The following is a 23,791-nucleotide window of genomic DNA, read 5'->3' as shown; positions in this document are numbered from 1 at the left end:
CGCTGTCGGCTCCGGGCACCACCACCGACACCCATTAGGAGACCCATGGGCTTCTTCGACGCCATCCTCGGCCGCTCCAAGCCGAAGCGCGCCAACCTCGACGACCTCTTCGCTCTGCCGCCTGCGGCACTCACCCTGCAGGCGGCCACCGGTTTCGTCCCCACCGGTGTCGGTGCGGTCGTGTTCCGCCAGGTCGAAGGTGCGGCCTTCGATTCCGCCGAGGCAGAGAGCGTCGCGCTCATCAGCTCCGACCCGGCCGCGAGCGTGCGGCAAACGAACGACGGCTTCGGCTACACCTGGCAGGTCGTCACCGATTCCGACGCCGAGGTGGTCAACCTCGTGACGAACCTCCACGCCGTCAACGCGGCGCTGGTCAACCAGGGCTTCGACACGATGCTCCTGTGCTCGACCGTGTACTTCGCGCACTCGGACGGCAGGCGGCTGGCGCTCGTCTACCAGTACAAGCGCGGCACGTTCTACCCCTTCGCGCCGACCGGTCCCCGGCAGCGGGACAACGCGCTCGAGATCCAGGTCAAGGGCATCCTCTCCGGTGAGCTGCCCTTCGAGGACGACATGTCGCGCTGGTCCCCGCTCTGGGACGCGCCCGGACTCGACGAGACTCCCCGCGCCCTCGAGGGCTGAGCATACTCACACGGAGATGATCTCGCCGCTTCGCGGCATTCCCCCGGCGAAGCTCATCGGCACCGGTTGCGCGTTGTCGAAGTCGAGCCGATCGACAGCCTGCACGTGCACATGGGGTTCGGTGCTGTTTCCGGAGTTGCCGACCCTGGCCACCGGCTCACCGGGGGTCACGGACTGCCTGGGCACCACCATGGCGCTGTGCTGCTGCAGGTGGCAGAGGACGACGAAGGCCGAGCCGAGGGCGATGACGATGTGATTGCCTGCCAGTTCCCGCCACCCGCCGGCCAACCTGGTGCGCTGGGAGGCTGCGTAGAGCAGCGAGGGGAATCCGCGATGGGTCCGGTGATCGGCGAGGCTGTCCTCGACGACGATGATCGCCCCGTGCGCCGGTGAGCAGAGCCTGCGACCGAAGCCGGGGAAGTGCTCAGGAACCTCCGTGCGCAACAGCGCGGCGACGGTGAAGGGAGCGGATCGCCCGCCCGCATCGACGGGGACGAAGTCGATCGCATGTGCGCTGCCGAAGAGCGTGGTGCCGTGGCTGGGCACACGGTCGGCAGGGCTGTTCTGGACCAGCCACCGACCCTGGAACGGGTAGACGCAGTCGATCGCCGCACCCGACCGGTCCGACGAGGACTCAGCAGGCACGGCGATCGACTCGCTGTGCTCAGTTCGGTGCGGACGGGACCGACATTCCTCAGTCCGTCTCTGCTCGGACCTCGAAGACCTCGCCGAGCGCCTCGACACGGTCACCGGGACGGATGGTCGCTCCTCGGCGGGTCTCGACCTCGCCGTTGACGAAGACGTCACCGGCGGCGATGAGATCCTTGGCCATCGCGCCGTGTTCGGCGACGCCGTGGAGCTTGAGGAGCTGGCCGAGCCTGATCGACTCGTCACGGATCGGAACGACGTCCATCAGAAGTCGAAGCCTCCGAAGTCGCCGAAGAGTCCTCCGCCGTCACCACCGTCGCCTCCGCCGAAGAATCCGCCGCCGTCACCACCGCCGACATCGCCGCCGCCGGCGTCTTCGCCGTCGGCACCCATGCCGTCCTGGTAGCCCTCGGCGTACGAGCCGTCCCAGCCGCCGCCCATGCCGCCGAAGAGCATGGCGCCCATGAGGACACCTGGCAACAGGCCGGAGCCGGCGTAGGAGTTGAAGTAGCCGCGGTTGTACTCGGCGTAGGCCGGGCCGGCCTCCCAGTAGGCGCGACGCGTGTGACCGTCACCGGTGACGACCTTGCGGACCGCGGGTTCGGCGCCGACGGCGACGCGCTCGGCATCGGCCGCGCACACGGGGACCGGGCGCAGCTGACCGCCGGCGGGAGCCCAGTCGATGTCCTCGACCGAAGGTCCGTGCTGCGGGTTGAAGAAGCATGGCGGGCGCCTCACGGGAAGCGGCTTGCCCTCGACGCGGGCACGCACGCACTTCGCGGCGTAGCGGCCGTCTTCGAGCGCCTCGGTGACATGACGGATGTCAGTGGGCTCCTCGACCTTCTCGAGGGTCTCCTTCGCCACATCGTAGGAATCGAGCGCCTGCTTGTAGTCCTGCGATCCGCCGGTGTCGAGTTCGACCCCGGACGTGAGGATGTCGAGTTCGGCGACCTCTTCGCCGAATTCGGTGACGTCCTCTTCCGCAGCCTTCTTCACCTGCGCGAGCTCCGCGGCGTGGAGCTCCTTCTGACGTTTCTTCTCCTTGCGGTGGCCGATGAAGAAGATGGCCCCGAGGACGATGAGTATGAACAGGAAAACTGTTCCCACGATCTCTGCCTCCCAGATGGACGGAACACTGCCCAGTATGCCCGATGAAACTGGCAAGCGACTGAGCCGCGCCCCTGTGCGCCCTCAGTCCCAGCCGCCCGTTGCCTGCGCGTGCCCGTCCCGATTCCCCGCCGAGGAGGTTCACCCGAACAGCCCCAACCCCTTGGCCAGAGTCGCCGCTCCCCCACCGAAGGCGAGGACGATCATCGCGATCCTCGCCGTCGTCGGCGGCAGCCTCCGCGCCAGCAGATCCCCGCCGAGGAGGCCGGCGACGAGCACGATTCCGATCCCCACCCAGATCGTCGGGTCGAGCCGCGGCCAGGCACCCTCGTCGAGGAGGGCCTTCGCGAGGATCGCCGACCCGGTGCCGACGACGAGGAACGGCTGCAGGGTCGCGGCGAACGGCCGCTGCTCCCACCGGGTGAGCACCGCATAGGCGCTCACCGCAGGGCCGCCGGCACCGGCGGCCGCCGACATCGTCCCGGAGACGAACCCCGAGGTGAACTGCGTCCCGAAGTTCGCAGGGATCGTCGCGCCGAAGCGGCCGATGATGAGGGAGACGGCGAGCGAGGCGATGATGAGCGCTCCGATGAGGATCTGCAGCGGCGCCGTCAGCAGGGCGGTCGTCAGGAGCGCTCCGGGCACGGTCCCGGCCACGGTGCCCACGGCCAGCTTCCAGAACACCGGCCACTCGACCTCGCGCCACGTCCGCGCGAAGACCGTGCCGCTGGCGATGATCCCGCAGAGGTTGACGAGGATGACGCCGGAGACCGGGTCGAGAAGGAGGACGAGGAACGGTCCGCTGACCAGCCCGAACCCCATCCCCGTCACCCGCTGTGAGAGTGCTCCGACGAAGACTGCGGCGAGGATGAGCACGACGACGGGTTCCACCAGAGAGAGTCTAGTGGCCGTTCAGGCCCCGTTCAGGGATGTCCGGGAGCGCGTCGGATTCGGCGCGAGATCCCAGGAACCGGGCCGCTCGTGCGGGGTTACAGTAAGAGGCATGGAAAGTCGTCCCCTCTGGTCCCGCTTCAGCGCAGACCCGCGCGCCTACGGCCAGGTCAGGGCTTCCGACGCCGATCGGGCCGTCGTCACCGACGTGCTCTCCGAGGCCTACGCCCTCGGGCAGATCGACGCCGGCGAGTTCGACGAGCGGATGGAGACGGCAGGACGCGTCAAGACTCTCGGCGAGATCCCCGACCTCGTCTCGGACCTCGTCGTCGCCGACGCTGAGGAGATCGACCCCGACCACCTCGACGAGGCTTCCCGCAAACGAGCTCTCGCACAGCTCGACGACGAGCGGATCCCCATCACTCCGACCCAGATCCAAGCCGCCGCCGAGAAGTACTACCGCGACCGCGTCCGCCGCGCCCTGCTCGGCATGGTCGCCGGTCCTGTCGGTTTCACGCTCCTCATCTGGGCGGTCTCCTCGATCGCGACAGGCGCCTTCATCTTCTTCTGGCCGATCTTCATCATCCTTCCGACGTTCTTCGGAGCGGTCTCCCAGATCACCGGCAAAGACGAGATCATCCGCCGGCGGAAGAAGGAGCTGACGAAACGGGCCAGGGCCCACCTCGGCGATGAGGAGGCCAAACGTCAGCTCGAGGCGCCGCAGCGCGACGTCGAGGACGACGACGTGGCCTTCGGCCACGGACTCCAGCCCCCGCACCCTCCGATGCCGCCGTACGGGCCGGGCCAGATCGATCCCCGCGACGACGAGTTGCGCAGGCGGCGCGAGGAGCGCCGCCACCGCCGCGAGAACCCCTGGGACTGAGCTGTCCCGCGGTCGGCACCACACCGTCCGGCCACCTCGGCGAGAGCTCGTGAGACAGCCTCGGCGAGGGCCCGTGAGACCGCCTCGCGGAGACAGCGTCGCGGTGACAACGAGAAGAGCCGTGCCGGCGTCCCTGCGGACACCGGCACGGCTCGTCGAGCGCTGGGCTGATCAGAAGCCCATGCCGCCCATTCCGTCCATACCGGCAGCGGCTGCGTCAGCACCCGGTGCGGCCTTCTCGGGCTTGTCGGCGACGACCGACTCGGTGGTGAGGAACAGACCGGCGATCGACGCGGCGTTCTGCAGAGCCGAACGGGTCACCTTGACCGGGTCGTTGATGCCTGCGGCGAGCAGGTCCTCGTACTCACCGGTGGCGGCGTTGAGGCCCCAGCCCGGCTCGAGGTTCGCGACCTTGTCGGCGACGACACCGGCTTCGAGACCGGCGTTCGTGGCGATCTGCTTGAGCGGAGCCTCGATGCCGACCTTGACGATGTTGGCACCCGTGGCCTCGTCGCCGGTGAGCGAGAGGTCGTCGAAGGCGGCCTTGCCGGCCTGGATGAGGGCGACGCCGCCGCCGGCGACGATTCCCTCTTCCACAGCGGCCTTGGCGTTGCGCACGGCGTCTTCGATGCGGTGCTTCGTCTCCTTGAGCTCGACCTCGGTCGCGGCTCCGGCCTTGATGACGGCAACACCGCCGGCCAGCTTGGCCAGGCGCTCCTGCAGCTTCTCACGGTCGTAGTCGGAGTCCGAGTTCTCGATCTCGGCGCGGATCTGGGCCACGCGACCGGCGATCTCGTCGGCGTCTCCAGCACCTTCGATGATCGTCGTCTCGTCCTTCGTGACGACGACCTTGCGGGCGGTGCCGAGCAGGTCGAGGGTGACGTTGTCGAGCTTGAGCCCGACTTCCTCGGACACGACCTGGCCACCGGTGAGGATGGCGATGTCGGCGAGCTGGGCCTTGCGACGGTCACCGAAGCCCGGAGCCTTGACGGCCACGGACTTGAAGGTGCCGCGGATCTTGTTGAGCACGAGGACGGCGAGTGCTTCGCCCTCGACGTCCTCGGCGATGATCAGGAGCGGCTTGTTGGTCTGCTGGACCTTCTCGAGGACGGGCAGCAGATCCTTGACGTTCGAGATCTTCGAGTTGACGATGAGGATGTAGGGATCCTCGAGGACGGCTTCCTGGCGGTCGGTGTCGGTGACGAAGTAACCGGAGATGTAGCCCTTGTCGAAGCGCATGCCCTCGGTCAGTTCGAGCTCGAGTCCGAAGGTGTTGGACTCCTCGACGGTGACGACGCCTTCCTTGCCGACCTTGTCGATCGCCTCGGCGATGAGCTCACCGATCGCAGAGTCACCGGCGGAGATTCCGGCGGTGGCAGCGATCTGCTCCTTCGTCTCGATCTCGATGGCGTTGTCGAGCAGGACCTCGGTCACTGCGGCGACAGCCTTCTCGATTCCGCGCTTGAGGCTGAGCGGGTCAGCACCGGCCGCGACGTTGCGCAGACCCTCGCGGACGAGCGCCTGAGCGAGCACGGTGGCGGTGGTGGTGCCGTCGCCGGCGACGTCGTCAGTCTTCTTGGCGACTTCCTTGACGAGTTCGGCACCGATCTTCTCGTAGGGATCCTCGAGCTCGATCTCCTTGGCGATGGACACGCCGTCGTTGGTGATCGTGGGTGCGCCCCACTGCTTTTCGAGCACGACGTTGCGGCCGCGCGGTCCAAGCGTCACCTTGACCGCGTCCGCAAGCTGGTTGAGACCGGCTTCGAGTCCCCGACGAGCTTCTTCGTCGAATGCAATCATCTTTGCCATAGTGGCTTAGATCCTCCCTGATGGAGTGGACTGGGATCCCAGAGCAGTCGTCAGCGCCCGCGACGGCAGAGAGTGTGTCCGCATGTTCCATTCCACACGGGGACCACGCTCTCGAGACGACTGATGCGATCCCGTGGTTTTCACCACCACTAGATTTAGCACTCTCAGGGGGAGAGTGCAAACGAAATCCTCGCGGAGCCAGGAATTCCGGGGAGTCTCTGAGAAACGATGACGAGAAGCGACCGACGGCAGGTCGACGCGAACACGCGAGTCCGGGGCGGCGACCGCAGGCGACGGACGAGTCGCACCACCAGGGGGCGCGGTGAACGTCCGCCAGCAGTGCCCCACCGACCGACCGCGCGCGACCGGAGGACAGCCCCCAACCGACCGGCGTCGCCGCGACACCGCGGGGTGAGCCCCGCGCAAAATGCAGAGGCGCCGAGTCGTCATCGACTCGGCGCCTCGTGGCTCGATGTCCGCAGAGCCGACCGTCAGACGGCCATCGCAGCGGACCGATGACGCCGGCAGCGAAAACCGCGGCCCCGCGATCTGCGGAGATCGCGGGGCACGGTCGCGCACGGCTTCACGCCGGCGACATCAGACTCAGAGGAGGGTGACGGATTCCGCCTGGGGACCCTTCTGACCTTCTCCGACCTCGAACTCAACCTGCTGGCCCTCTTCGAGGGAGCGGTAGCCGTCCATCTGGATCGCGCTCCAGTGGACGAACACGTCCTGGCCGTCGCCTTCGAGGGTGATGAATCCGTAGCCCTTTTCGGCGTTGAACCACTTGACGGTGCCTTGTGCCATTACTTCTCCATAGAATGCAGTGTCATTTGAAATCCGCTTCCGACACAACGCAGTGCCGGAATCCGAACGCTAGTAAACCTCAACAGACCCCGCGATTTCTCTCATTGACCTCTGGAGATTGATCTCGGTGAAGCACGATCAGAACACAAGGTGCAGTGCTTGCCTAGCTGGTAAAACTCTACCCCAGGGCCGGGCGGGCCAGAGGTTCGCTCAACACTGTTATCAATTCGTTACATTTGATTTCAGCCGGCATTCATCCTGTGAATTCGCGTGAACTCTCAGCCCTCACCGAGGCCGGTGCCCTCAGACTGTCCGCCTTCGGATCCAGCACTGCCGGCGCCCGAGCCGGTCCCTTCGGATTCAGCACTTCCCGAACCCGAATCCGTGCCGCTCGACGACGGTCCGCGCTGGGCGATGTCCGAGCACACGACGACGGTGAGGTCGGCGGTGAAGTCGTCCGACTGCTCCGTGGCCTCGATGCCGAGGGCGTCGGCGACGAGCTTCGCCTGCGCGGCCGAACCCTTGTCCTTGTAGTAGACGACCGAGTCGCTGCGGGCAGTCGAGTAGTTGCCGACCTTGCCGATGGTCCAGCCCTTCTCCTCGACCGCGTCGGAGAACCTCTTCGCGACGCCGGAGACTCCCGAGCCATTGAGCACGTCGACCGTGAGCGAGGAGTCGACGACGCTGACTTCGCTCTCCGAGGGGCTCGGCGTCGCCGGCGCCGAGGTCTCCGGGGCGGGTTCGCCGACGGTCGTCTCGGGGTCGCGCATGGAGGAGGTGATGATGTTGATCGCCGCGACGACGAGGAGGACCGCGACGAGCGCGAGGACGATGACCAGCGTGATCGCCCCGAGGTTCGACGAGGCCGCGGAGTCCTGCCGATGGGCTCCACTGCGGCGGCCTGGCTCGATGGAGTCGAATTCGTCAGTCATGGCTACCTCGAGACGCGGGCCTGCGCACGTTCGCTCTGTCGCGTCGTGCGGATCCGGCGCAGCCGCTTGACGAGCATCGGATCGCTCGCGAGGGCCGCCGGATTGTCGAGCAGGGAGTTGAGTATCTGGAAGTAGCTCGTCGCCGACATGTCGAAGCGCTCGCGGATCGCGTGGTCCTTCGCACCGCCGTACTTCCACCAGCGCCGCTCGAATTCCAGAACGGACACCTCGAGCTCACTCAGTTCAGGGGTGCCCTCGTTCTGCGGCATAGACGGTGTGCTCCTTCGGGTGTGTACTCTGAAGCTTATGCTATCGCCAGAATGACACGGCTGTCATTCCCGCCGCGCCAGCTCGCCCCTCCGAGACCCGCAGGGGCGGCGGACTCGGCTCTGCACCGGGGATTCCCCCTCGCCGAGGCGACCGCCGGGTCCCGCCGGGCGTGACTGTCACCGTTGCGGAAGTCACAGTCGGTCCCGGCCTATGGATCCTGCACGGTCCGAGCGGGGCAGAGCACGACCCGCGCATAGCGGGGCTGTGCACGACCGGGGGCAGAGGCCGATGCCCCTGCCCCCAGTCGGGAGACCGTCGACCCGCAGCGGGTGCGCTGCGGCTCCTCCCTCAGCGGATGCGGATGTTGACCTGTTTGATCTGGGTGAAGCCCTCGAGCATGCCCTCGAGTGAGGCCTCACGTCCGAAGCCCGAGTTCTTCATGCCGCCGTAGGCCTGTCCTGCCAGCTGACCGCCGCCCTGGTTGACCTGGATCCACCCGGACTCGATCCGGTCGGCCATCGTCAGCGCCGAGTCGAGATCCTTCGTGAACACGTAGGCGGCGAGTCCGTACTCGTTCGTGTTCGCCATGCCGATGACCTCGTCGACGGTCTTCCAGGGGATGACCGAGAGGACGGGACCGAAGATCTCCTCCTGGCTCGTCTGCCAGTCGTTCTGGGCCTTCGAGAAGATCACCGGAGCATGGTAGAAGCCGGGTTCGCCGACATTGAGCTCACCGTGGCCGTCGTAGGCGATCTCGACGCCGTCCATCGACTTGCCCATCTCGATGTAGTCAGCGACCTGGTCGTACTGCTTCTCGTTGATGATCGCGCCGATGTCCGTCTCCTCGTCACGCGGATCGCCGACCTTCATCTTCTTCACCGCGGCGACGAGCTTGGCGAGGAACGAGTCGTAGATGTCCTCATGGAGGAAGAGGCGCGAGCCCATCGTGCACGACTGCCCCTGGCGGGCGAAGCGCGTCGAGAGGAGGACCTGCTCGACCGTGTCCTCATCGTCGGAGTCGGGGAAGATGATGTTCGGGCTCTTGCCCCCGAGCTCCATCGACGAGTGCGCCAGACGCCTGCCGGCCACCTCGGCGACGTGCCGACCGACGTTCGTCGACCCGGTGAACGAGAGCTTGTCGACATCGGGATGGACGTTGAGGGCCTCGCCGATGACCGAGCCCTTGCCGGTGACGACGTTGAGGACGCCCGGCGGAAGGATCCTGTCGAGGAGCTCGGCCATCTTGAGGATCGTCAGCGGAGCGTCCTCGGCCGACTTGAGGACGATCGTGTTGCCGGCGGCGAGCGCGGCAGGGGTCTTGAACGCCGCGATCATCAGCGGCGAGTTCCACGGGAGGATGCCGGCGACGACGCCCAGCGGCACCCGCTTCGTGTACTGGAGCTGCCTGTCTCCGGCCGGCAGGGTCGTGCCCTTGACCTCACCGGCGACGCCGCCCATGTAGCGGAAGAGATCGGCGAGGATGACGGTCTCGGGCCTCGCCTGCGTGCGGATCGCGTTGCCGGTGTCGAGCGCGGTGAGCTCTGCGAGCTCCTCCGAACCGGCTTCGAGCGCGTCGGCGCACTTGATGAGCAGCTTCTGCCGCTCCTTGAACGGCAGTCCTGCCCATTCGGGGAAGGCGGCGCGAGCGGCCTTGACCGCCCGGTCCGCGTCGGCCTCCTTGCCCTCGGGCACCGTGGCGATGACGACGTTGCGGTCGATCGGGGTGATGACGTCATGAGTCTCTCCGTCGAGGGCGTCGACCCATTCTCCGCCGATGTACATCTTCCAGGGTGTGGCGTCGGGAAATTCCGTCATTGGGGTGCTCTCACCTTCCAGGTTCTCCGATGAACTCGTTCTCCCGAGCATAGCCCCTGGCCCCTGCCGATCTGAACGCCGGAGGGCTGGGCGATCATGCACACCTCGTCTGCGCTCGGAGCACACGGCGGCCGACACGTGCTCGATAGAATCACCGGCATGACCTCGAATGCGCAGCTGAGCACGATCATGTCCCCCGACTGGGCCGAGGCGCTCGCCGACTCCGAAGCCGACATCCACCTCATGGGCGACTTCCTCCGAGCGGAGAACGCCGCCGGACGCTCCTACCTGCCGGCGGGCGAGGCGGTCTTCCGCGCCTTCGCCGAGCCCCTGTCCGAGGTCAGGGTCCTCATCGTCGGCCAGGACCCCTACCCGACCCCGGGTCATCCGATCGGCCTCTCCTTCGCCGTCGACCCCGAGGTCAGGCCGCTGCCGCGGTCCCTGACGAACATCTACAAGGAGCTCGCCGACGACCTCGGGATCCCTCCCGCCGCCCACGGCGACCTGCGCGCGTGGTCCCGGCAGGGAGTCATGCTCCTCAACCGCGTCCTCACCGTCAGCCCCGGCTCCCCGGCCTCCCACCGCGGCAAGGGCTGGGAGGCGATCACCGAGCGGGCCATCCGGGCGCTGATCAGCCGTGACCGTCCCCTCGTCGCGATCCTCTGGGGTCGGGATGCGCGGAACCTCGCCCCGCTGCTCACCTCCGGCCCCGCCGAGGTGGCCATCATCGAATCCGCGCACCCCTCCCCGCTGTCCGCGTCGCGGGGCTTCTTCGGCTCGCGGCCGTTCTCACGGACGAACGAGCTGCTCGCGCAGAAGGGCATCGCCCCGATCGACTGGCAGCTGCCCGCCCAGGAGTGAACGCAGACCTCAGCCCTGCACGTCCTTCGGCGGTGCCTCCCCTGAGCGCACGGAATCGGCGACGGATTCCGCCTTGCGGCCCTTGAGCGGGCGGGCGAGGTAGCTGCCGAGGACCGCGCCGACGGCGAGTGCGGCATTGGCGAGGATCGCGGTGAAGAGCGCAGAGAGGCCCTCGGCGAAGGTCGTCGTCTCCGTCTCCGCGACGATCCGGTAGACCGCGGTGAAGATCGAGAGTCCCTGGAGCAGGGTGTAGATCGCAGGGATCGTCAGCACGATCGCCGGTGCTCCCAGCCGCAGTGCCAGGGGCCGGGCGAGGAAGCCTGCGACGGTGGCCGAGAGAAGGCTCGCGAGCACGTTGTCCATCCCGAGCAGGGACAGCGACATCATCGTGATGAATGAGGCGAGGCCGACGACCGCGGCGGGGAGGATGAACCGCCTCGAGGCCTGCATGCCCACGGCACCGGCCATCGCGACGACCGCTGCCGCACCGAGCGAGACGATCATCGCAACGACGTGGACACCGGAGCGGGGCACGAGGATCTCGATGGGATCCATGCCGAGCGCCTGCCCGCACGCGACGCCGAATGCCAGTCCGGAGACGATGCCCGCGAAGGAGAGGAACACCCCGACGAGCCGCCCGGCTGCGGTGAGCGGGAAGTTCGTCAGCGCATCCTGGACGGAGGAGTAGAGCGACTGCGTGGGCAGCAGAAGGACGATGGCCGCGGCGACGAGGTACTGCGGGGAGTCGATGAGCCCGAAGTTGCCCGCCGCCATCGCCACGAGAGTGCCGATCGCCGCCTGGAGCGCGGTGATGAAGAACGACGGCAGGCTCGTGCGGCCGATGAGCTTGCCGAGCTGGAAGATGAACACGGCCATCGCGATGCCGAGGACGATCGCGATCGGACCGCCGCCGAGGAGGAGGACGAGGGAGCCGACCATGAGCCCCCACGCACCGGTGACGAACCACTCTTTGAAGGGCCGACGCTGCGAGCGGATCGCATCGAGACGGCTCCGGGCGTCCATGAACCCGATGCGGCCGTCGACGAGGTCGGAGACGAGCTTGTGGACGGAGGCGAGCTTCGCGTAGTGGGTCGACTCCCCGCGGTTGACGCGCATCACCGTCATCAGCCGCCCGTCCGAGGTCGAGTAGTGGACGACGAGCGTGCTCGAGGTGAGGTCGACCTCGGCGGTGGAGAGTCCGCACGCCGTGCACGCGGCGATGACGGAGACCTCGATGTCGTTCGTGCCCGCACCCGCGCGCATCATGATCGCGGCGATATCGGCGGCGAGGTCGAGGATCATCCGCGCCTCGTCCTCGCTCGGTTCGCTCGCCTGCACGGGCGCCTGGTACGGGGTGCCCTTGAGGACGGTGATGATCGGCACCGGCTGGGTGTTCACCGAGGTGCCGGTGACGAGCCTGCCGACGGTGCGGCGGGCCACGCGCTGGGCGACCCGCTGGGAGGCGCCGAGGTGGTCGGTGCGCGGCTTGGCCTGCTTCTGCGTCCGGGCTCTGCCGTTGCCGGTGCGCTGGGGCTGGGACTGGAGTTCGGCCAGGCGCTGCGCTCGGGTGCGTTCGAGCAGTTCGCGCAGGGCCTGCGACCCGGCCTCGGACCTCTCCCGGCCCCGCACGGGACCGGTCTCAGCATCCTGGTCGCGGACCACCTCGGCGGGGGCCCGGTCGACGGGGATGTCAGCGGTCGTCGCATCCTCGGTCACCGCACCGTCGAGGGGGATGTCGGCGGTGGTCGCCTCGTCGGAGTCGATCCCGGCTCCGGTCACGGCGTCGTCTGGGGGCCTCTGGGTCACGGCTCGCTGATGAGAGTCGGACCGTACGGGTCGGCCACCTCGGCGGTGCCGGTCTCCTGGTCGAAGGAGTAGACCAGGCGTCCGTCGACGAAGACCTCCTCGGCGCGGGAGTCGAGGTCGAGCGGATCGCCGGACCAGATCGCGAGGTCGGCGTCCTTGCCGGGGGCGAGCGAGCCGAGCCGGTCGTCGAGGCCGAAGATCGCCGCCGGATTGATCGTCAGCGCCTCGAGCGCGACGACGGGATCGAGGCCCTCCTTGACGGCGAGCGAGGCCTCGTGGATGAGGAAGTTGATGGGGATGACCGGATGGTCGGTGGTCAGCGCGATCCGCACCCCCGCCTCGGCGAGCGCTGCGGCGGTGGCAAGGGTCCGGTCACGGAGTTCGACCTTCGACCGGCTCGTCATCAGGGGGCCGAGGATGACGTCGATGCCCTTCTCGGCGATGAAGTCGGCGATCTTGTGGCCTTCGGTGCCGTGGTTGATGACCAGCCGGTACCCGAACTCCTCGGACAGCCGGATCGCGGTGGCGATGTCGTCGGCCCGGTGGCAGTGCTGGTCCCATGCGAGGGTCCCGTCGAGCACCTCGGCGAGCGTCTCCTTGACGAGGTCGCGTTCGAAGGGGGTGCCCTCAGCCTCGGCGTGGTCGCGCTTGGCCCGGTAGTTCTGTGCCTCGACGAAGGCGTCGCGGATGATCTTCGCGGTGCCCATCCGGGTCGAAGGCGTGACCTTCTTGTCCCCGTAGACCCGCTTCGGGTTCTCCCCGAGCGCGGACTTGACCGAGAGGTCCTGCGTCACGAGCATCTCGTCGACGACCCGGCCCCAGGTCTTGACGAAGGCGGTGCGCCCGCCGATGGGGTTGCCCGATCCGGGTTTGATGAGCGCCGAGGTGACGCCTCCGCGCAGGGCATCCTTGAATCCCAGCTCGGCCGGGTCGATCCCGTCGAGGGCGCGCAGGCCCGCCCCGTTGGGGTCGGTCATCTCGTTCGTGTCGTCGCCCGACCAGCCTTCTCCGTCCTCATGCACGCCGAGGTGGCCGTGGGCTTCGATGAAGCCGGGGACCACCCAGCGGCCCGCGGCGTCGATGACCTCGGTGCCCTCGGGCACCTCGGTCTCCGGTCCGCCGACGGCGGCGATGCGGCCGTCGGCGAGGACGATCGTGCCCGACTCGATGGGTTCGGCACGCTCACCCTGCGCATCGGCGATCGGCAGGATCCTCGCATTGACAATGGCGACGTCGTGGCGTGCGGGGACGGGGACCGATCGATACATCGTGCTCCTTCAGATGCGTGTGCCGGGTGCTCTTCGCTCAAGGTGCGCGGCTGCTGTGCCGCGGTGTCGAGTCTACGCCACGGGGGTGCCCGTTCAAGGCTCTCACCACGCGGTCGAGGCACCTCTGGGGCATCTCCCGCCGACGACTCAGCGGGTGTGGCGCGCATGCACAGATCAGGCGGTCGGGCATGGGAGCGGCATGGGGACTGTGGGTATAGGTTGGAGAGAGCGGACGAACGATCAGAAGGAGCTGAGGATGCTCGAAACCATCACTTCCTACGTCGCGATCGGCGACTCCTTCAGCGAGGGCCTCATGGACCCCGACCCCGACGGCACCCCCGACCGATTCCGGGGGTGGACCGACCGGCTGGCCGAACTCCTTGTCGACTCTCCGGCCGGTGGACCCGAGCTCCTCTACGCGAACTTCGCGATCCGCGGCCGCCTCCTCCAGGGTGTCATCGACGAGCAGGTGCCGAAGGTCCTCGACCTCAAACCGGACCTCGTGAGCTTCTGTGCCGGCGGCAACGACTGCCTGCGCCCGCGCACCGACATCGACGGGCTGGCGAACCAGTTCGAGCGCGCCGTCATCGCGATGCGCGACGAGGGCATCGAGGTCGTCATGGCCAACGGCTTCGACACGGAGACGATGTCGCCGCTGCTGCGCGCGGTGCGTCCGCGCGTCGGCGTCTACAACGCGCACCTGTGGACGATCGCGCAGCGCCACGGTTGCCACATGGTCGACGTCTGGGGTCTGCGCCCCCTCTACGCCGAGGACATGTGGGCCGAGGACAAGATCCACCTCTCCCCTGACGGCCACGACCTCGTCGCCCGGCAGGCGCTCGCGACCCTCGAATCCGGTCATTCGCTGCCGACGACGGGCTTCGGGATGCCGCCGCGCACGACCCGGGCGATCCGCGACGTCGTCGTCGAGGAGTCGAAGTGGGCGCGCGAGCATCTCGCGCCGTGGGTGGGCAGGCGGCTGCGCGGCCAGTCCTCCGGCGACCTGCTCAGCCCCAAGGTCCCCGACCTCTCCCCGGTGCGGAAGATCGCGGTCGACGACGAGGTCGACGTCACCGCCGCCGCTCACGAGCCCGGGTTCTCCGGCGGGGACCCCTCTGACGGCGAGGGCTCCGGGTCCGCCGAGGCCGCCGGCGAACGGACAGGGGTCGACGTCGAGACCGCACAGCTGATCAGCGACGACGGCCGGTTGGCAGTCGACGGCAGGCGAATCGTCAAGGAGGACGAAGATGAGTGAGACACACGGATCGACCGAGGATGCGCGCAGCGAGGCACTCGACGCGCTCGGGCAGCGGCTCGGTGCTGAGCCGAACATCGTCCGCCACCCCTACGGGGACGATCCCGACCAGTTCGTCGAGGTCCACGGGGACCCGGCGACCGCCTCGGCGGTGGTGGTCTTCGTCCACGGCGGATACTTCCGCCCGAGCATCGACTTCGTCCACGCCAGGCCGCTCGCCCAGGCGCTCGCCGAGACCGGGGTGCTCTGCGTCCTCGTCGAGTACGGACGCATCGGCGGGCAGCCGCGCTGCCTCGACGACGTCACCGCGGCGATCAGCTTCGCCCTCGATTCGCTCGAGGCGTGGGGTGTGGCCGCCGAGGCGCGGGACCGGCCCGTCGTCGCGGGGCATTCCGCGGGAGGGTGCCTCGTGCTCGCATGGGCGAGCCACCTCGATGCGGACGGTCCTGACTTCCGGCTGCGTCCGCTCGCTCCGATCTCGGATCTGCTCCGGGAGGTCAATGACGGACTCGCCGACGGTGCCGTGCTCGACTACATGGGCGCGCCTCCGCAGGAGGACCTCGCCGCGTACCTGTGGGAGGACCCGCGGTCGCGGGCGGTGCTCATCCCCGAGCGCGCCGATGCCCACATCATCCACGGCGACGCCGACGGGATCGTCGACGTGTCGTTCTCGCAGAACTTCCCGGCACAGCTGACTGTTCTGCCCGGCGCCGATCACATGGACCTCGTCGAGCCGTCCTCGCCGTACTTCCCGCAGGTCGTCGAGCTCCTCTTCGCCGACCGCTGAGCACACGCCGCCGGACGATCCCAGCAACCCTCCGGGCGCTGAGCAACCCTGCACCGGGTTGCCGAGCGCCCGGACGGGTGCTCAGTGCTTCGGGGCCGTCCGCGTCCCGGGGCCGTTCTCGATGCCGGTGCGGATATCGAAGAGCTCAGGGAAGAACGTGAGGTCGAGGGCCTTCTGGAGGAATCCGACGCCGCTCGAGCCGCCGGTGCCGCGCTTCATGCCGATGATCCGCAGGACCGTGCGCATGTGGCGGTAGCGCCAGAACTGGAAGTTCTCCTCGAGGTCGACGAGCTCCTCACAGCTCTCGTACTCGAGCCAGTACTCCTCGGGGTTCTCGTAGATGATGCGGAAGGTCTCGAGCAGCTCCTCATCAAAGGTGTGCGAGACGGAGACGTCGCGGTCGAGGATGCGCTGCGGGACGGGCAGACCGCGGCGGGAGAGGAACCGGAGGAACTCGTCGTAGACGCTCGGCTCCTCGAGGTAGCGCCGCAGCTGCGCCTGTGCTTCGGGTTCGGCGTCGAAGACGGCGAGCATGCCCTTGTTCTTGTTGCCGAGGAGGAACTCGACGGCCCGATACTGCCAGGACTGGAAGCCGGAGGACTGACCGAGTTCGTCGCGGAAGCCGACGTACTCGCTCGGGGTGAGCGTCGCGAGCACCGACCACTGTTCGGTGAGGGTCTTCTGGATGTGCTTGACGCGGGCGATGCGCTTGAGCGCGAGCTGCAGCTGATCGGCGGCGATGAGGCGGCGGGCGTCGAGGAGTTCGTGGATGACGAGCTTGAACCACAGCTCGGTCGTCTGGTGCTGGATGATGAAGAGCAGCTCGTCATGGTGCTCGGGATCGCTCACCGGATGCTGCGAGGTGAGGAGCCGATCGAGGTCGAGGTACGACCCGTAGGTCATCTGCTCCCGCAGGTCGGTGTGGATCTCGTCTTCGAGGGCGCGCTCGTTCTTCTCGGCTGTCGACGTGTCATGAGTCATGGGACAAGGATGTCATGGCCGGTGCCCACCCCCTCGCCGAGGCGGTCGATCGCCGCCGAGGCGGGCGCTCGGTCTGAGCCTCCACCCCAGCCGGTACGGTCGGCTCAGTCGGCGCCGGGGCGGCGGCGTTCGGGTTCGGCGACGTCGCGGACGTGGTCGACGAGCTCCTTCCACTCCCCCGTGAGCTCCTTCTCCCCGAACCGGGCGTGCCCGAAGCGGCTCTCGATGAGGTAGACGTAGCGATCGGCCGAAGACACCGACCCGCCCGGAGCGGCGCCGGTTGCCGCCGCCTGCCCACCGGCACCCGATGCTCCAGCGTGCCCGTCGCCTCGGCTCGGCCACGGGAGGTCGGCGACGCGTTCGCCGAGCTCCTCACGGTGTTTGCTCGTGTCGATGTCGAGATCCCACACGAGGAGGAATCCGCCGATCCCTCCGCTGCGCTCGACGAGGAGGTGACCGAACTCCCGGTCACCGGATCCTGCGGTGCTCACCAGCTGCTCCCTCGGTTTCCCCGGGCTGCGGGCCCGGTGACGACGCCGACGGTCGTCCATCCTTCGACGACCGCGTCGTGGACGTCAGATCCCTCTCCGAACTGGTCGGCCGCCTCGGCGATGGTGAGATCTGCGAACTGCGCGAAGTCGGTCGTCGTCGTGATCTCGGATCCGGTGAGGACGCCGTACCAGACCTGCCCGACGGTCTCCCACGCGGGACCGCCGACGGTCGTCGCCGCGACCGCGAACGCGCGGTTGGGGATGCCGGAGTTGAGGTGGACGCCGCCGTTGTCGGATTCGGTGCGGACGAAGCCGTCCATGTGGTCCGGCTGCGGGTCCTTGCCGAGGACGTCGTCGTCGTACGCGGTGCCCGGGGCGATCATCGAGCGCAGGGCCTTGCCGGTGACCGCCTCGGTGAAGATTCCGGCGCCGATGAGCCAGGTCGCGTCCTCGGCGTTCTGCCCGGCGGAATGCTGTTCGGTCAGCGCCCCGAAGACGTCGGCGCAGTGCTCGTTGAGGGCGCCGGACTGGTCGAAGTACTCGAGGTCGGCGGTGTGGGTGATGACGCCGTGGCTGAGTTCGTGGCCGATGATCGACAGGGAGCCGGTGAAGCCTGTGAACACCTCACCGTCGCCGTCGCCGAAGACGAGGAGGCGACCGTCCCAGAAGGCGTTGTCGTAGTCCTGACCGTAGTGGACGCTCGCGAGCAGGGGTCCGCCCTGACCGTCGAGGGAGTTCCGGTCGAAGGCCTCGGCGAAGAGGGCATACGAGGCGCCGAGGCCGTCGTAGGCTTCGTTGACCGCGTCGTCGGCGACGGGTCCCTCGCCCTCGCTGCGGACGAGGACGCCGGGCAGGTCCTCCTTGTTCTGCGCGTCGTGGATCTGGCGGTTCGGACCCGTCGCCTCACCGGCCTGGGCGCTGCGGGTCCGGGCAGTCGCCGAGGAGTCGTCGGGTGCTGCGCGCAGGCCTTCGGCGCGCAGCTGACGCACTCGGGCGTCGGCTCTCAGGCCCGTGCGGGCGGCGTCGGCGGCGCGGGGGAACCTCTCGCCGCCGTTGTCGGCGAGGTTGCTGAGCAGGTACGGCGGGACCACTGTGTTCGCTGTTCTCATGTGACCACGCTCTCATCTTCGCCCGAGTGTTCGATGGGAGCGGCGTCACAGCGGTCGGAGAAGACGCCCGCACACCGCCCTGCGGACGCCTCGGTCGGCCCATGGGCACCCTCCATAGACTGGTGATGTGCTCAAACCCATCCTGTGGCCGGTGCTCATCCCCTCGCTGCTCTTCGCGGCGGGACTGGGAGCGATCCTGCCCGTCCTCGTCCTCGGTGCGCTCTCGCTCGGGGCGAGTTCGGCGTTCGCGGCCGCGACCGTCGGCATCATGGGCGCGGTCTCACTGCTCGCGACGGTGCCGGCGGGGATCCTCATCGACCGCCTCGGCGATCTTCGCGCCATGGTCGTCGCGACGGTCACCGCGATCGTCGTCCTCGCAGCGATCGTGGTCGCGTTCCTCTGGGACTCGGCGGGATCGATCGTCGTCTACACGATCGCACTCATGCTCTTCGCGCCGGTGTCCGATGTGTGGAACCTCGCCCGGCAGGCCGTCGTCGCCGAGGTGATGCCCTCTGCCCATCTGGCCAAGGCGATGACGGCGCTCGGCGGGAGCATGCGGGTGGGCAACCTCGTCGGGCCGATCATCGGTGCCGGACTCATGCTCGTCTTCCCGATATGGTCGGTCTTCGTCTTCGCCGGTGTCGCCGGGCTGCTCGCGATCCTCGTCCTCGCCCTGCCGATCGCACGGATCCCCGACTACGGTCAGACCTCGGGAGACGCGGCGACGGGAACGGCGTCGGCGCATTCGGACCACCGTGAGACTGCCCGAGGTCGAGCCGACGCGGCCGACGCCACCACCGTGACGACGGTCCCACGCGATTCCCAAGCCGCCTCCGACTCAGCGCAGCATCCGATCTCAGGTGACACTCACGCTCAGGGGGCGTCTGCAACTGCCGCACCACCTCGGCGAGCCCGCCTCGATGTGCGCTGGAACGCCGTCATCCTCGTCGGGATCTCGATCATCACGCTCACCGTGGCGCGGTCGGCACAGCCGGTCGTCATCCAGCTGTGGGGTGTCTCGATCGGACTGCACGAGTCGCAGATCTCGCTGCTCATCGCCTTCGGGGCGGGGCTCGAACTCGTCTTCATGTTCCTCGGTGCCTACATCAAGGACCATCTGGGCCGGGTCGCCACGCTCGTCGCCTGCCTGACGATCTTCGGGGCCGGGTTCATCGCGATGGTGACGATGCCCACCCTCGTGGGCATGATCGTCGCGGTCGGGATCATGGCCGTGGGCAACGGCCTCGGCGCGGGGGTCAACATGACGATCGGCGCGGACCTCTCGCCTGCCATCGGGCGGGCCCGGTTCCTCGGAATCTGGGCGATCTTCAACAACGGCGGCAAGCTCGCGGGCCCCTCGGTCATCGCCCTCGTCATCGCGATCGCCTCGCTGCAGTTCGGCGTCCTCTTCACCGGCCTCTTCGCGATCGCCGGTGCCGTCTGGGTGCTCGTGTGGGCGAAGAGGATCGGCCTCCCGGGGCGGAACGCGGGACAGGAGCGCCCGCCAGCCGGGGCGGAGCCTCAGGCCGCCGGGCGCGCCGGCCGGTCGAACGAGGCAGGGAGCCGACCCACCGACGAGGATCAGACCGGACAGTCCCCCTCCGAGTGGTCATCGGCCGACCACCCGAGCCGGAGATGACGATCGGGCCCGGCAGCAGACTGCCGGACCCGATTCGGTGGAGCCCCCTGTCAGACTCGAACTGACGACCTTCGCTTTACAAGAGCGGTGCTCTACCAACTGAGCTAAGGAGGCGCGGGCGCGGTTCTCCCGCGCTCAATGCCTACACGATAGTAGTCCATCGGGCACTCGGGCGACAAAAGCCGGAGCTCTGAGAGCGTCGGGCAACTCGGCCGCTTCGGCGGATGATGGCCAGGGCTCATTCGGGGTGATCCTGCGGATTCTCCGGTCACTGCCCCGAGGTCCGGAGGATTGACTGGTCACTCCGCCGAGGCGACCGGGCCGGGATTCACCCGCCGACCACGCCCCAGTGACCACCAAATCGCCCGTTGCGGTCGAAAAACCGAGGGGAATCAGCCAGATCGGCCAATTTCCCTCGGTTTTTCGACCGCAAACGGTGGGAGGGCTCAGAACCTCAGTTCTGAACCTCGCCGGTGGCCTTGAGGATCTCGATGGCCAGCGACTGCGGGTCACCGGTCTGCTCGGTCTGCTTGCCGTTGATGAGGACCCACGGGGTGGCGTCGACACCCGAATCGAGAGCCTCCTGGGTGGAGTTCGTGACGTACTTCTTGAAGGACTGGTCGGTCACGCAGCTCTCGACGGTCTGCTCCGGATCGGAGTTGAGCGCCTTCGACGTGTCGACGCCGGCGTCCGAGGCGACCTTGAGCAGCTCCTCGTCGGTGCGTCCGCTGGTGCCCTCCTCGGGCTGCTGAGCGAAGAGCGCCTCGAAGAGCGCTCCGGCCTTCTCCGGCTGGGAGTCGACGACGCATGCGGCGAGGTTGGCGGCGCGCGTCGAGTACTCGTTGCCGTTGGAGAAGCGGTCAAGGATGGCAATCGGCTTGTATTCGAGGACGATCGTGCCCTCTTCGACGAGCTTATTCAGCGTCGACGCGTTGGTCTCCTCGAACGCCCGGCACGCGGGGCACTGGAAGTCGATGAAGACGGTGACGGTGGCGGCATTCTCCTTGACACCGGCCTCGGCCGGCGTCGGCAGCGACGACTCCTCGCCCTCGGGCATGTTCATCGGCTGGACCACGGTTCCGCCCTTGGCGAGGCTGACGCCCCCGGCGACGTAGTTCGCCGGCGGGTTCGCGGGCCTGGCCGACTGGACGACGAGGAGGGTGACGATGACGGCCACCGCGACGACGACCACGCCGATCCCCGAGTAGAGGATGATCTTGGCGGTCTTCTCCTTCTTCGCCTGAGCTGCTGCGATCTGACGGGCATTCTCGCGTGCCCGATTCCGCTTCTCCGCCGCGGAGTTGTCTTTCGCCATGGTTCCTCACGTTGTCGATCGTCCGACTGGGGGTCGGTCCCGGTCGGCGCGAACCGACATCAGACCCGTCGGGCGGTGCTCCGCCCCGACGCTCCCACTGTACCGAAATCGCATGTCACGCGACTCCCAGTGAAATTCAAGGTTCAATCATCGCAATCGTCGCCCATGCGCGGGGCTCGGCCCCTTCCCATGCGCGGGGCTCGGCCCCCTCCCGTGCGCAGTGCTCAACCGCCTTCCACGGCCGGGTCCTCCGGTGCGATCATCCCCGCCGAGGCTGCTCCTCGTTCCGCGCGGCCCATGCCCTCCGTCCCGCAAACGTCGGGGAGACTCTCAGACAGGTCCCGGCAGCCACGCAAACGGGCTCTCGGGCAGAGGCCACCAGTTCATCGCGGCCCCGGAGGTGATGACCATGATCGCGAGCACGATGAGCACGGCGATGACGCCGAGGGCGATGAGCCTGCCCAGGCCATTGCGGGTCGCCCCGGAGACGATGAGCCGCGACCCGTAGCGCAGGCTCGCAGCCCCCGGACCGACCCAGAGGACGAGGCCGCCGGCCGCCGCTGCCGCCCACACCGACCACTGCTCGGAGAGCTCGCCGGGGACGATGCCTGCGACGTCGAGCCTGGTGAGCACGAGCATCGCGACCCCCGCGATCGCGGGTAGGAGGAACGTCGCCACCGAGGTGAGCACGGATGCCAGCAACGCTCCCGGCGCCGAGGCGACCGACCGCAGCGTTCCGCCGCCGTCCTCCCCACGCTCATAGCGGTAGCGCTGGACCTTGCGGTCGAGACGGGTGGCCGTGCGCGCGAGCACCGACCAGGCGAAGGAGAACGCGGTGATGACGAGCGGACTGAGCGGCATGATCACCGCCGCGAAGACGACGAGGGCGAAGACGACCCATCCGCCTGTGCGGATGGAGCGGTAGGTCAGCGGCGCCCACTGCTCGCCGGGCTGGATTCCTGGACCGCCGCCCTCATGCCCGACGGGGCCGATGCCGACGGGACCACGACCGGCATGTCCGCCCTGGCCCGACCACCCGCCTGCCGTGACATCGCCGGGCCCGTAGCCGCGGCTGCCGAGGTCGGCACCGGCGAGCGCCGAGCCCGGTGCGGCCTGGATGGCGCCGTTGGGATTGCGCACGGGACCCGCCGTGGCCTGGCGCATCGTCCCGCCGCGGGGGTCGAAGCCCGGCTGGCCGGCCCCCGGATGGAGGGAGGTCGGGCGCATCGGCGCCTGCCCGGCGGGCGGGCCCTGGGCGAAGCGCTGGCCCGGGGACGATTCCCCCGGGAACGGACGCTGCCCCGGATGCTGCTGTCCCGGCGCCGAGGAACCCGGCTGACCTGAGAAGTTCGTCGTTCCCGGCGACTGGGTCGGAGCGTACCCCCGGCCCGGCATCATGTCCTGACCGCCTCGCGGCCCCGCAGCGGCATGGCCAGCAGCGGCATTCCCGCCGCCGGACATCCCCGCAGCCATCGCACCGCCGGCCATCGCACCGCCGAGCGCGGCGGCACCCCCGACCGCGGCGCCCCCGTGCGGATCCTGTCCCGGGTATCCCCCGCGCAGCGCTCCCCGGCCGTCGGCCGAGTCTCCGCCGCCGGGCGCCCCGGACCGCGATTCGTCGACGGCCGGCATGACGGCGGTGCGCTGGACCCCGGGGCCCGATCCGGAGCCGAGCTGCGGCATGCGCCCCGATTCGATGTCGACGAGCGCATCGAGGATCATCTGCCCGCTCGGGCGCCTCTCCGGCTTCGGGTCGAGGCAGGCCTTGAGCAGGGGGACGAAGTTGCGTGGGGTATCAGCGAGGTCGAACTTGCCGAGCGCCACTCGGCCGAGCACCGCTTCGAGCGGTCCCGCGCCGTAGGGGTTGCGGCCGGTCGCCGCGAACGCCATCGTCGCAGCCCAGCCCCACCAGTCGGTCTTCTCCGACGACGACTTGCCGTCGGCGATCTCCGGGGACAGGTAGCCGGGCGTGCCCATGACCAGCCCCGTCGCTGTCACCCGCACCTCGTCGGCGACCTGGGCGATGCCGAAGTCGATGACCATCGGCTCCCCGTCCATGATCATGACGTTCGCCGGTTTGAGGTCGCGGTGGATGACCCCGGAGTCATGGACGGCACCGAGAGCGTCGAGGAGGGCATGACCGAAATGGACGAGCTCGTCCTCGGCGAAGGGACCGTTGTCCCGGACGTCGTCGGAGAGCGTCTGACCGTCGACGAACTCGGTGATGATGAAGGGCTGCGCGGAGTCGAGCTCGGCGTCGAGCACCTCGGCGATGCGGGGATGGCGGATCCGCCGCAGCGTCCTCACCTCCCTGGCCAGACGCTTGCGCGCGGTCTCGTCGCTGGCAATGTGCGGGTGGAGGACCTTGACGGCGACAGGATTGTTGCCGCCGTCGACACCGAGGTAGACGACACCCATGCCGCCCGAGCCGAGCTCCTCGATGAGGCGGTAGCCTCCCAGATCCTGAACCATCAC

At 68.4% G+C, this 23,791-nt stretch carries 22 protein-coding genes and 1 tRNA gene; 6 read left to right on the top strand and 17 right to left on the bottom strand.

Annotated features, from left to right (window positions below; translation table 11 throughout):
• Nucleotides 1-45: 45 nt before the first annotated feature.
• Entirely contained in the window at nt 46-642 is a 597-nt protein-coding gene (locus EZE58_RS03990) for a hypothetical protein (protein ID WP_101623552.1), read from the top strand.
• Between the two features lie 6 nt (nt 643-648).
• Here the strand turns inward: EZE58_RS03990 and EZE58_RS03985 are convergent, their stop codons facing one another.
• The 4 genes from EZE58_RS03985 to EZE58_RS03970 all read right to left on the bottom strand — a co-directional run bounded on the left by EZE58_RS03985 (nt 649) and on the right by EZE58_RS03970 (nt 3,288).
• Nucleotides 649-1,287, bottom strand: a complete 639-nt coding sequence (locus EZE58_RS03985; RefSeq protein WP_101623551.1) for a M23 family metallopeptidase — start codon at nt 1,285-1,287, stop codon at nt 649-651.
• A gap of 49 nt (nt 1,288-1,336) precedes the next feature.
• Nucleotides 1,337-1,555, bottom strand: coding sequence for an RNA-binding S4 domain-containing protein (locus EZE58_RS03980; RefSeq protein ID WP_009376441.1), 219 nt, complete (start codon nt 1,553-1,555; stop codon nt 1,337-1,339).
• The gene (locus EZE58_RS03975; protein WP_101623550.1) at nt 1,555-2,397 is read right to left on the bottom strand and encodes an OadG family protein; all 843 of its coding nucleotides are present in this window, start codon (nt 2,395-2,397) and stop codon (nt 1,555-1,557) included. The genes EZE58_RS03980 and EZE58_RS03975 overlap by 1 nt, the downstream gene beginning before the upstream one ends.
• Before the next feature lie 141 nt (nt 2,398-2,538).
• Nucleotides 2,539-3,288, bottom strand: a complete 750-nt coding sequence (locus EZE58_RS03970; protein WP_095376251.1) for a sulfite exporter TauE/SafE family protein — start codon at nt 3,286-3,288, stop codon at nt 2,539-2,541.
• Between the two features lie 112 nt (nt 3,289-3,400).
• Between EZE58_RS03970 and EZE58_RS03965 the strand changes: the two genes are divergently transcribed.
• Nucleotides 3,401-4,171 (top strand): DUF1707 domain-containing protein, encoded by a 771-nt coding sequence (locus tag EZE58_RS03965; RefSeq protein WP_009376444.1) that lies wholly within the window; start codon nt 3,401-3,403, stop codon nt 4,169-4,171.
• 171 nt (nt 4,172-4,342) lie between these two features.
• On the opposite strand, the gene groL is transcribed toward EZE58_RS03965, so the two are convergent.
• The 5 genes from groL to EZE58_RS03940 all read right to left on the bottom strand — a co-directional run bounded on the left by groL (nt 4,343) and on the right by EZE58_RS03940 (nt 9,804).
• Entirely contained in the window at nt 4,343-5,980 is a 1,638-nt protein-coding gene (gene groL / locus EZE58_RS03960; RefSeq protein WP_095376250.1) for a chaperonin GroEL, read from the bottom strand.
• A 603-nt stretch (nt 5,981-6,583) separates the two neighbouring features.
• The gene (locus tag EZE58_RS03955) at nt 6,584-6,787 is read right to left on the bottom strand and encodes a cold-shock protein (RefSeq protein ID WP_009376446.1); all 204 of its coding nucleotides are present in this window, start codon (nt 6,785-6,787) and stop codon (nt 6,584-6,586) included.
• Nucleotides 6,788-7,065: 278 nt separating this feature from the next.
• A complete protein-coding gene (locus tag EZE58_RS03950) occupies nt 7,066-7,719 on the bottom strand; it encodes a LytR C-terminal domain-containing protein (protein ID WP_009376447.1) in 654 nt (217 codons plus the stop codon).
• A gap of 2 nt (nt 7,720-7,721) precedes the next feature.
• Complete coding sequence (locus tag EZE58_RS03945) at nt 7,722-7,988, bottom strand: DUF3263 domain-containing protein (protein ID WP_009376448.1); 267 nt, start codon at nt 7,986-7,988, stop codon at nt 7,722-7,724.
• A gap of 349 nt (nt 7,989-8,337) precedes the next feature.
• Entirely contained in the window at nt 8,338-9,804 is a 1,467-nt protein-coding gene (locus tag EZE58_RS03940) for an aldehyde dehydrogenase family protein (RefSeq protein WP_095376249.1), read from the bottom strand.
• Between the two features lie 159 nt (nt 9,805-9,963).
• On the opposite strand from EZE58_RS03940, the gene EZE58_RS03935 reads away from it, so the two are divergent.
• Nucleotides 9,964-10,665 (top strand): uracil-DNA glycosylase, encoded by a 702-nt coding sequence (locus tag EZE58_RS03935; RefSeq protein ID WP_095376308.1) that lies wholly within the window; start codon nt 9,964-9,966, stop codon nt 10,663-10,665.
• Nucleotides 10,666-10,674: 9 nt separating this feature from the next.
• On the opposite strand, the gene EZE58_RS03930 is transcribed toward EZE58_RS03935, so the two are convergent.
• Together EZE58_RS03930 and EZE58_RS03925 are read right to left on the bottom strand one after the other, a co-directional pair.
• A complete protein-coding gene (locus tag EZE58_RS03930; RefSeq protein ID WP_223289915.1) occupies nt 10,675-12,471 on the bottom strand; it encodes a threonine/serine exporter family protein in 1,797 nt (598 codons plus the stop codon).
• Nucleotides 12,468-13,739, bottom strand: a complete 1,272-nt coding sequence (locus tag EZE58_RS03925) for an amidohydrolase (protein WP_063248846.1) — start codon at nt 13,737-13,739, stop codon at nt 12,468-12,470. Before EZE58_RS03925 ends, EZE58_RS03930 begins: the two co-directional genes overlap by 4 nt.
• 256 nt (nt 13,740-13,995) lie before the next feature.
• On the opposite strand from EZE58_RS03925, the gene EZE58_RS03920 reads away from it, so the two are divergent.
• Together EZE58_RS03920 and EZE58_RS03915 are read left to right on the top strand one after the other, a co-directional pair.
• Nucleotides 13,996-14,994, top strand: coding sequence for an SGNH/GDSL hydrolase family protein (locus EZE58_RS03920; RefSeq protein WP_063248845.1), 999 nt, complete (start codon nt 13,996-13,998; stop codon nt 14,992-14,994).
• Complete coding sequence (locus EZE58_RS03915) at nt 14,987-15,781, top strand: alpha/beta hydrolase (protein ID WP_063248844.1); 795 nt, start codon at nt 14,987-14,989, stop codon at nt 15,779-15,781. Before EZE58_RS03920 ends, EZE58_RS03915 begins: the two co-directional genes overlap by 8 nt.
• A gap of 81 nt (nt 15,782-15,862) precedes the next feature.
• On the opposite strand, the gene EZE58_RS03910 is transcribed toward EZE58_RS03915, so the two are convergent.
• The 3 genes from EZE58_RS03910 to EZE58_RS03900 form a co-directional block, all read right to left on the bottom strand.
• Complete coding sequence (locus EZE58_RS03910; protein WP_063248843.1) at nt 15,863-16,762, bottom strand: tryptophan 2,3-dioxygenase family protein; 900 nt, start codon at nt 16,760-16,762, stop codon at nt 15,863-15,865.
• Between the two features lie 104 nt (nt 16,763-16,866).
• Nucleotides 16,867-17,253 carry a hypothetical protein gene (locus EZE58_RS03905; protein ID WP_063248842.1) on the bottom strand — a complete coding sequence of 129 codons (387 nt, stop codon included), beginning with the start codon at nt 17,251-17,253 and terminating at the stop codon, nt 16,867-16,869.
• Nucleotides 17,250-18,362: a M4 family metallopeptidase gene (locus EZE58_RS03900; RefSeq protein WP_063248841.1), complete on the bottom strand. Its 1,113-nt coding sequence runs from the start codon at nt 18,360-18,362 to the stop codon at nt 17,250-17,252. Before EZE58_RS03900 ends, EZE58_RS03905 begins: the two co-directional genes overlap by 4 nt.
• Nucleotides 18,363-18,489: 127 nt before the next feature.
• Here EZE58_RS03900 and EZE58_RS03895 point away from each other — a divergent pair, with 127 nt between their 5' ends.
• Entirely contained in the window at nt 18,490-20,001 is a 1,512-nt protein-coding gene (locus EZE58_RS03895) for an MFS transporter (RefSeq protein ID WP_063248840.1), read from the top strand.
• 38 nt (nt 20,002-20,039) lie between these two features.
• Here the strand turns inward: EZE58_RS03895 and EZE58_RS03890 are convergent.
• The 3 genes from EZE58_RS03890 to EZE58_RS03880 form a co-directional block, all read right to left on the bottom strand.
• A tRNA-Thr gene (locus tag EZE58_RS03890) sits at nt 20,040-20,115 on the bottom strand.
• Nucleotides 20,116-20,455: 340 nt separating this feature from the next.
• Nucleotides 20,456-21,316: a thioredoxin domain-containing protein gene (locus EZE58_RS03885; RefSeq protein ID WP_063248839.1), complete on the bottom strand. Its 861-nt coding sequence runs from the start codon at nt 21,314-21,316 to the stop codon at nt 20,456-20,458.
• Nucleotides 21,317-21,646: 330 nt separating this feature from the next.
• Nucleotides 21,647-23,788 carry a serine/threonine-protein kinase gene (locus tag EZE58_RS03880; protein ID WP_131248071.1) on the bottom strand — a complete coding sequence of 714 codons (2,142 nt, stop codon included), beginning with the start codon at nt 23,786-23,788 and terminating at the stop codon, nt 21,647-21,649.
• Between the last annotated feature and the right edge of the window lie 3 nt (nt 23,789-23,791).

Origin of the sequence: Brevibacterium sp. LS14, assembly GCF_012027885.1 — a bacterium.
Taxonomy (GTDB): Bacteria; Actinomycetota; Actinomycetes; order Actinomycetales; family Brevibacteriaceae; genus Brevibacterium; species Brevibacterium casei.
This window is presented reverse-complemented; position numbering and strand designations above follow the sequence as displayed.

What these genes read in the sequence shown, in the direction of transcription:
- EZE58_RS03990 (WP_101623552.1), top strand. Translation starts at nt 46, where the DNA reads ATGGGCTTCTTCGACGCCATCCTCGGCCGCTCCAAGCCGAAGCGCGCC.
- groL (WP_095376250.1), bottom strand. Translation starts at nt 5,980, where the DNA reads ATGGCAAAGATGATTGCATTCGACGAAGAAGCTCGTCGGGGACTCGAA.
- EZE58_RS03965 (WP_009376444.1), top strand. Translation starts at nt 3,401, where the DNA reads ATGGAAAGTCGTCCCCTCTGGTCCCGCTTCAGCGCAGACCCGCGCGCC.
- EZE58_RS03900 (WP_063248841.1), bottom strand. Translation starts at nt 18,362, where the DNA reads ATGAGAACAGCGAACACAGTGGTCCCGCCGTACCTGCTCAGCAACCTC.
- EZE58_RS03915 (WP_063248844.1), top strand. Translation starts at nt 14,987, where the DNA reads ATGAGTGAGACACACGGATCGACCGAGGATGCGCGCAGCGAGGCACTC.
- EZE58_RS03955 (WP_009376446.1), bottom strand. Translation starts at nt 6,787, where the DNA reads ATGGCACAAGGCACCGTCAAGTGGTTCAACGCCGAAAAGGGCTACGGA.
- EZE58_RS03950 (WP_009376447.1), bottom strand. Translation starts at nt 7,719, where the DNA reads ATGACTGACGAATTCGACTCCATCGAGCCAGGCCGCCGCAGTGGAGCC.
- EZE58_RS03910 (WP_063248843.1), bottom strand. Translation starts at nt 16,762, where the DNA reads ATGACTCATGACACGTCGACAGCCGAGAAGAACGAGCGCGCCCTCGAA.
- EZE58_RS03880 (WP_131248071.1), bottom strand. Translation starts at nt 23,788, where the DNA reads ATGGTTCAGGATCTGGGAGGCTACCGCCTCATCGAGGAGCTCGGCTCG.
- EZE58_RS03980 (WP_009376441.1), bottom strand. Translation starts at nt 1,555, where the DNA reads ATGGACGTCGTTCCGATCCGTGACGAGTCGATCAGGCTCGGCCAGCTC.
- EZE58_RS03920 (WP_063248845.1), top strand. Translation starts at nt 13,996, where the DNA reads ATGCTCGAAACCATCACTTCCTACGTCGCGATCGGCGACTCCTTCAGC.
- EZE58_RS03885 (WP_063248839.1), bottom strand. Translation starts at nt 21,316, where the DNA reads ATGGCGAAAGACAACTCCGCGGCGGAGAAGCGGAATCGGGCACGCGAG.
- EZE58_RS03945 (WP_009376448.1), bottom strand. Translation starts at nt 7,988, where the DNA reads ATGCCGCAGAACGAGGGCACCCCTGAACTGAGTGAGCTCGAGGTGTCC.
- EZE58_RS03925 (WP_063248846.1), bottom strand. Translation starts at nt 13,739, where the DNA reads ATGTATCGATCGGTCCCCGTCCCCGCACGCCACGACGTCGCCATTGTC.
- EZE58_RS03935 (WP_095376308.1), top strand. Translation starts at nt 9,964, where the DNA reads ATGACCTCGAATGCGCAGCTGAGCACGATCATGTCCCCCGACTGGGCC.
- EZE58_RS03940 (WP_095376249.1), bottom strand. Translation starts at nt 9,804, where the DNA reads ATGACGGAATTTCCCGACGCCACACCCTGGAAGATGTACATCGGCGGA.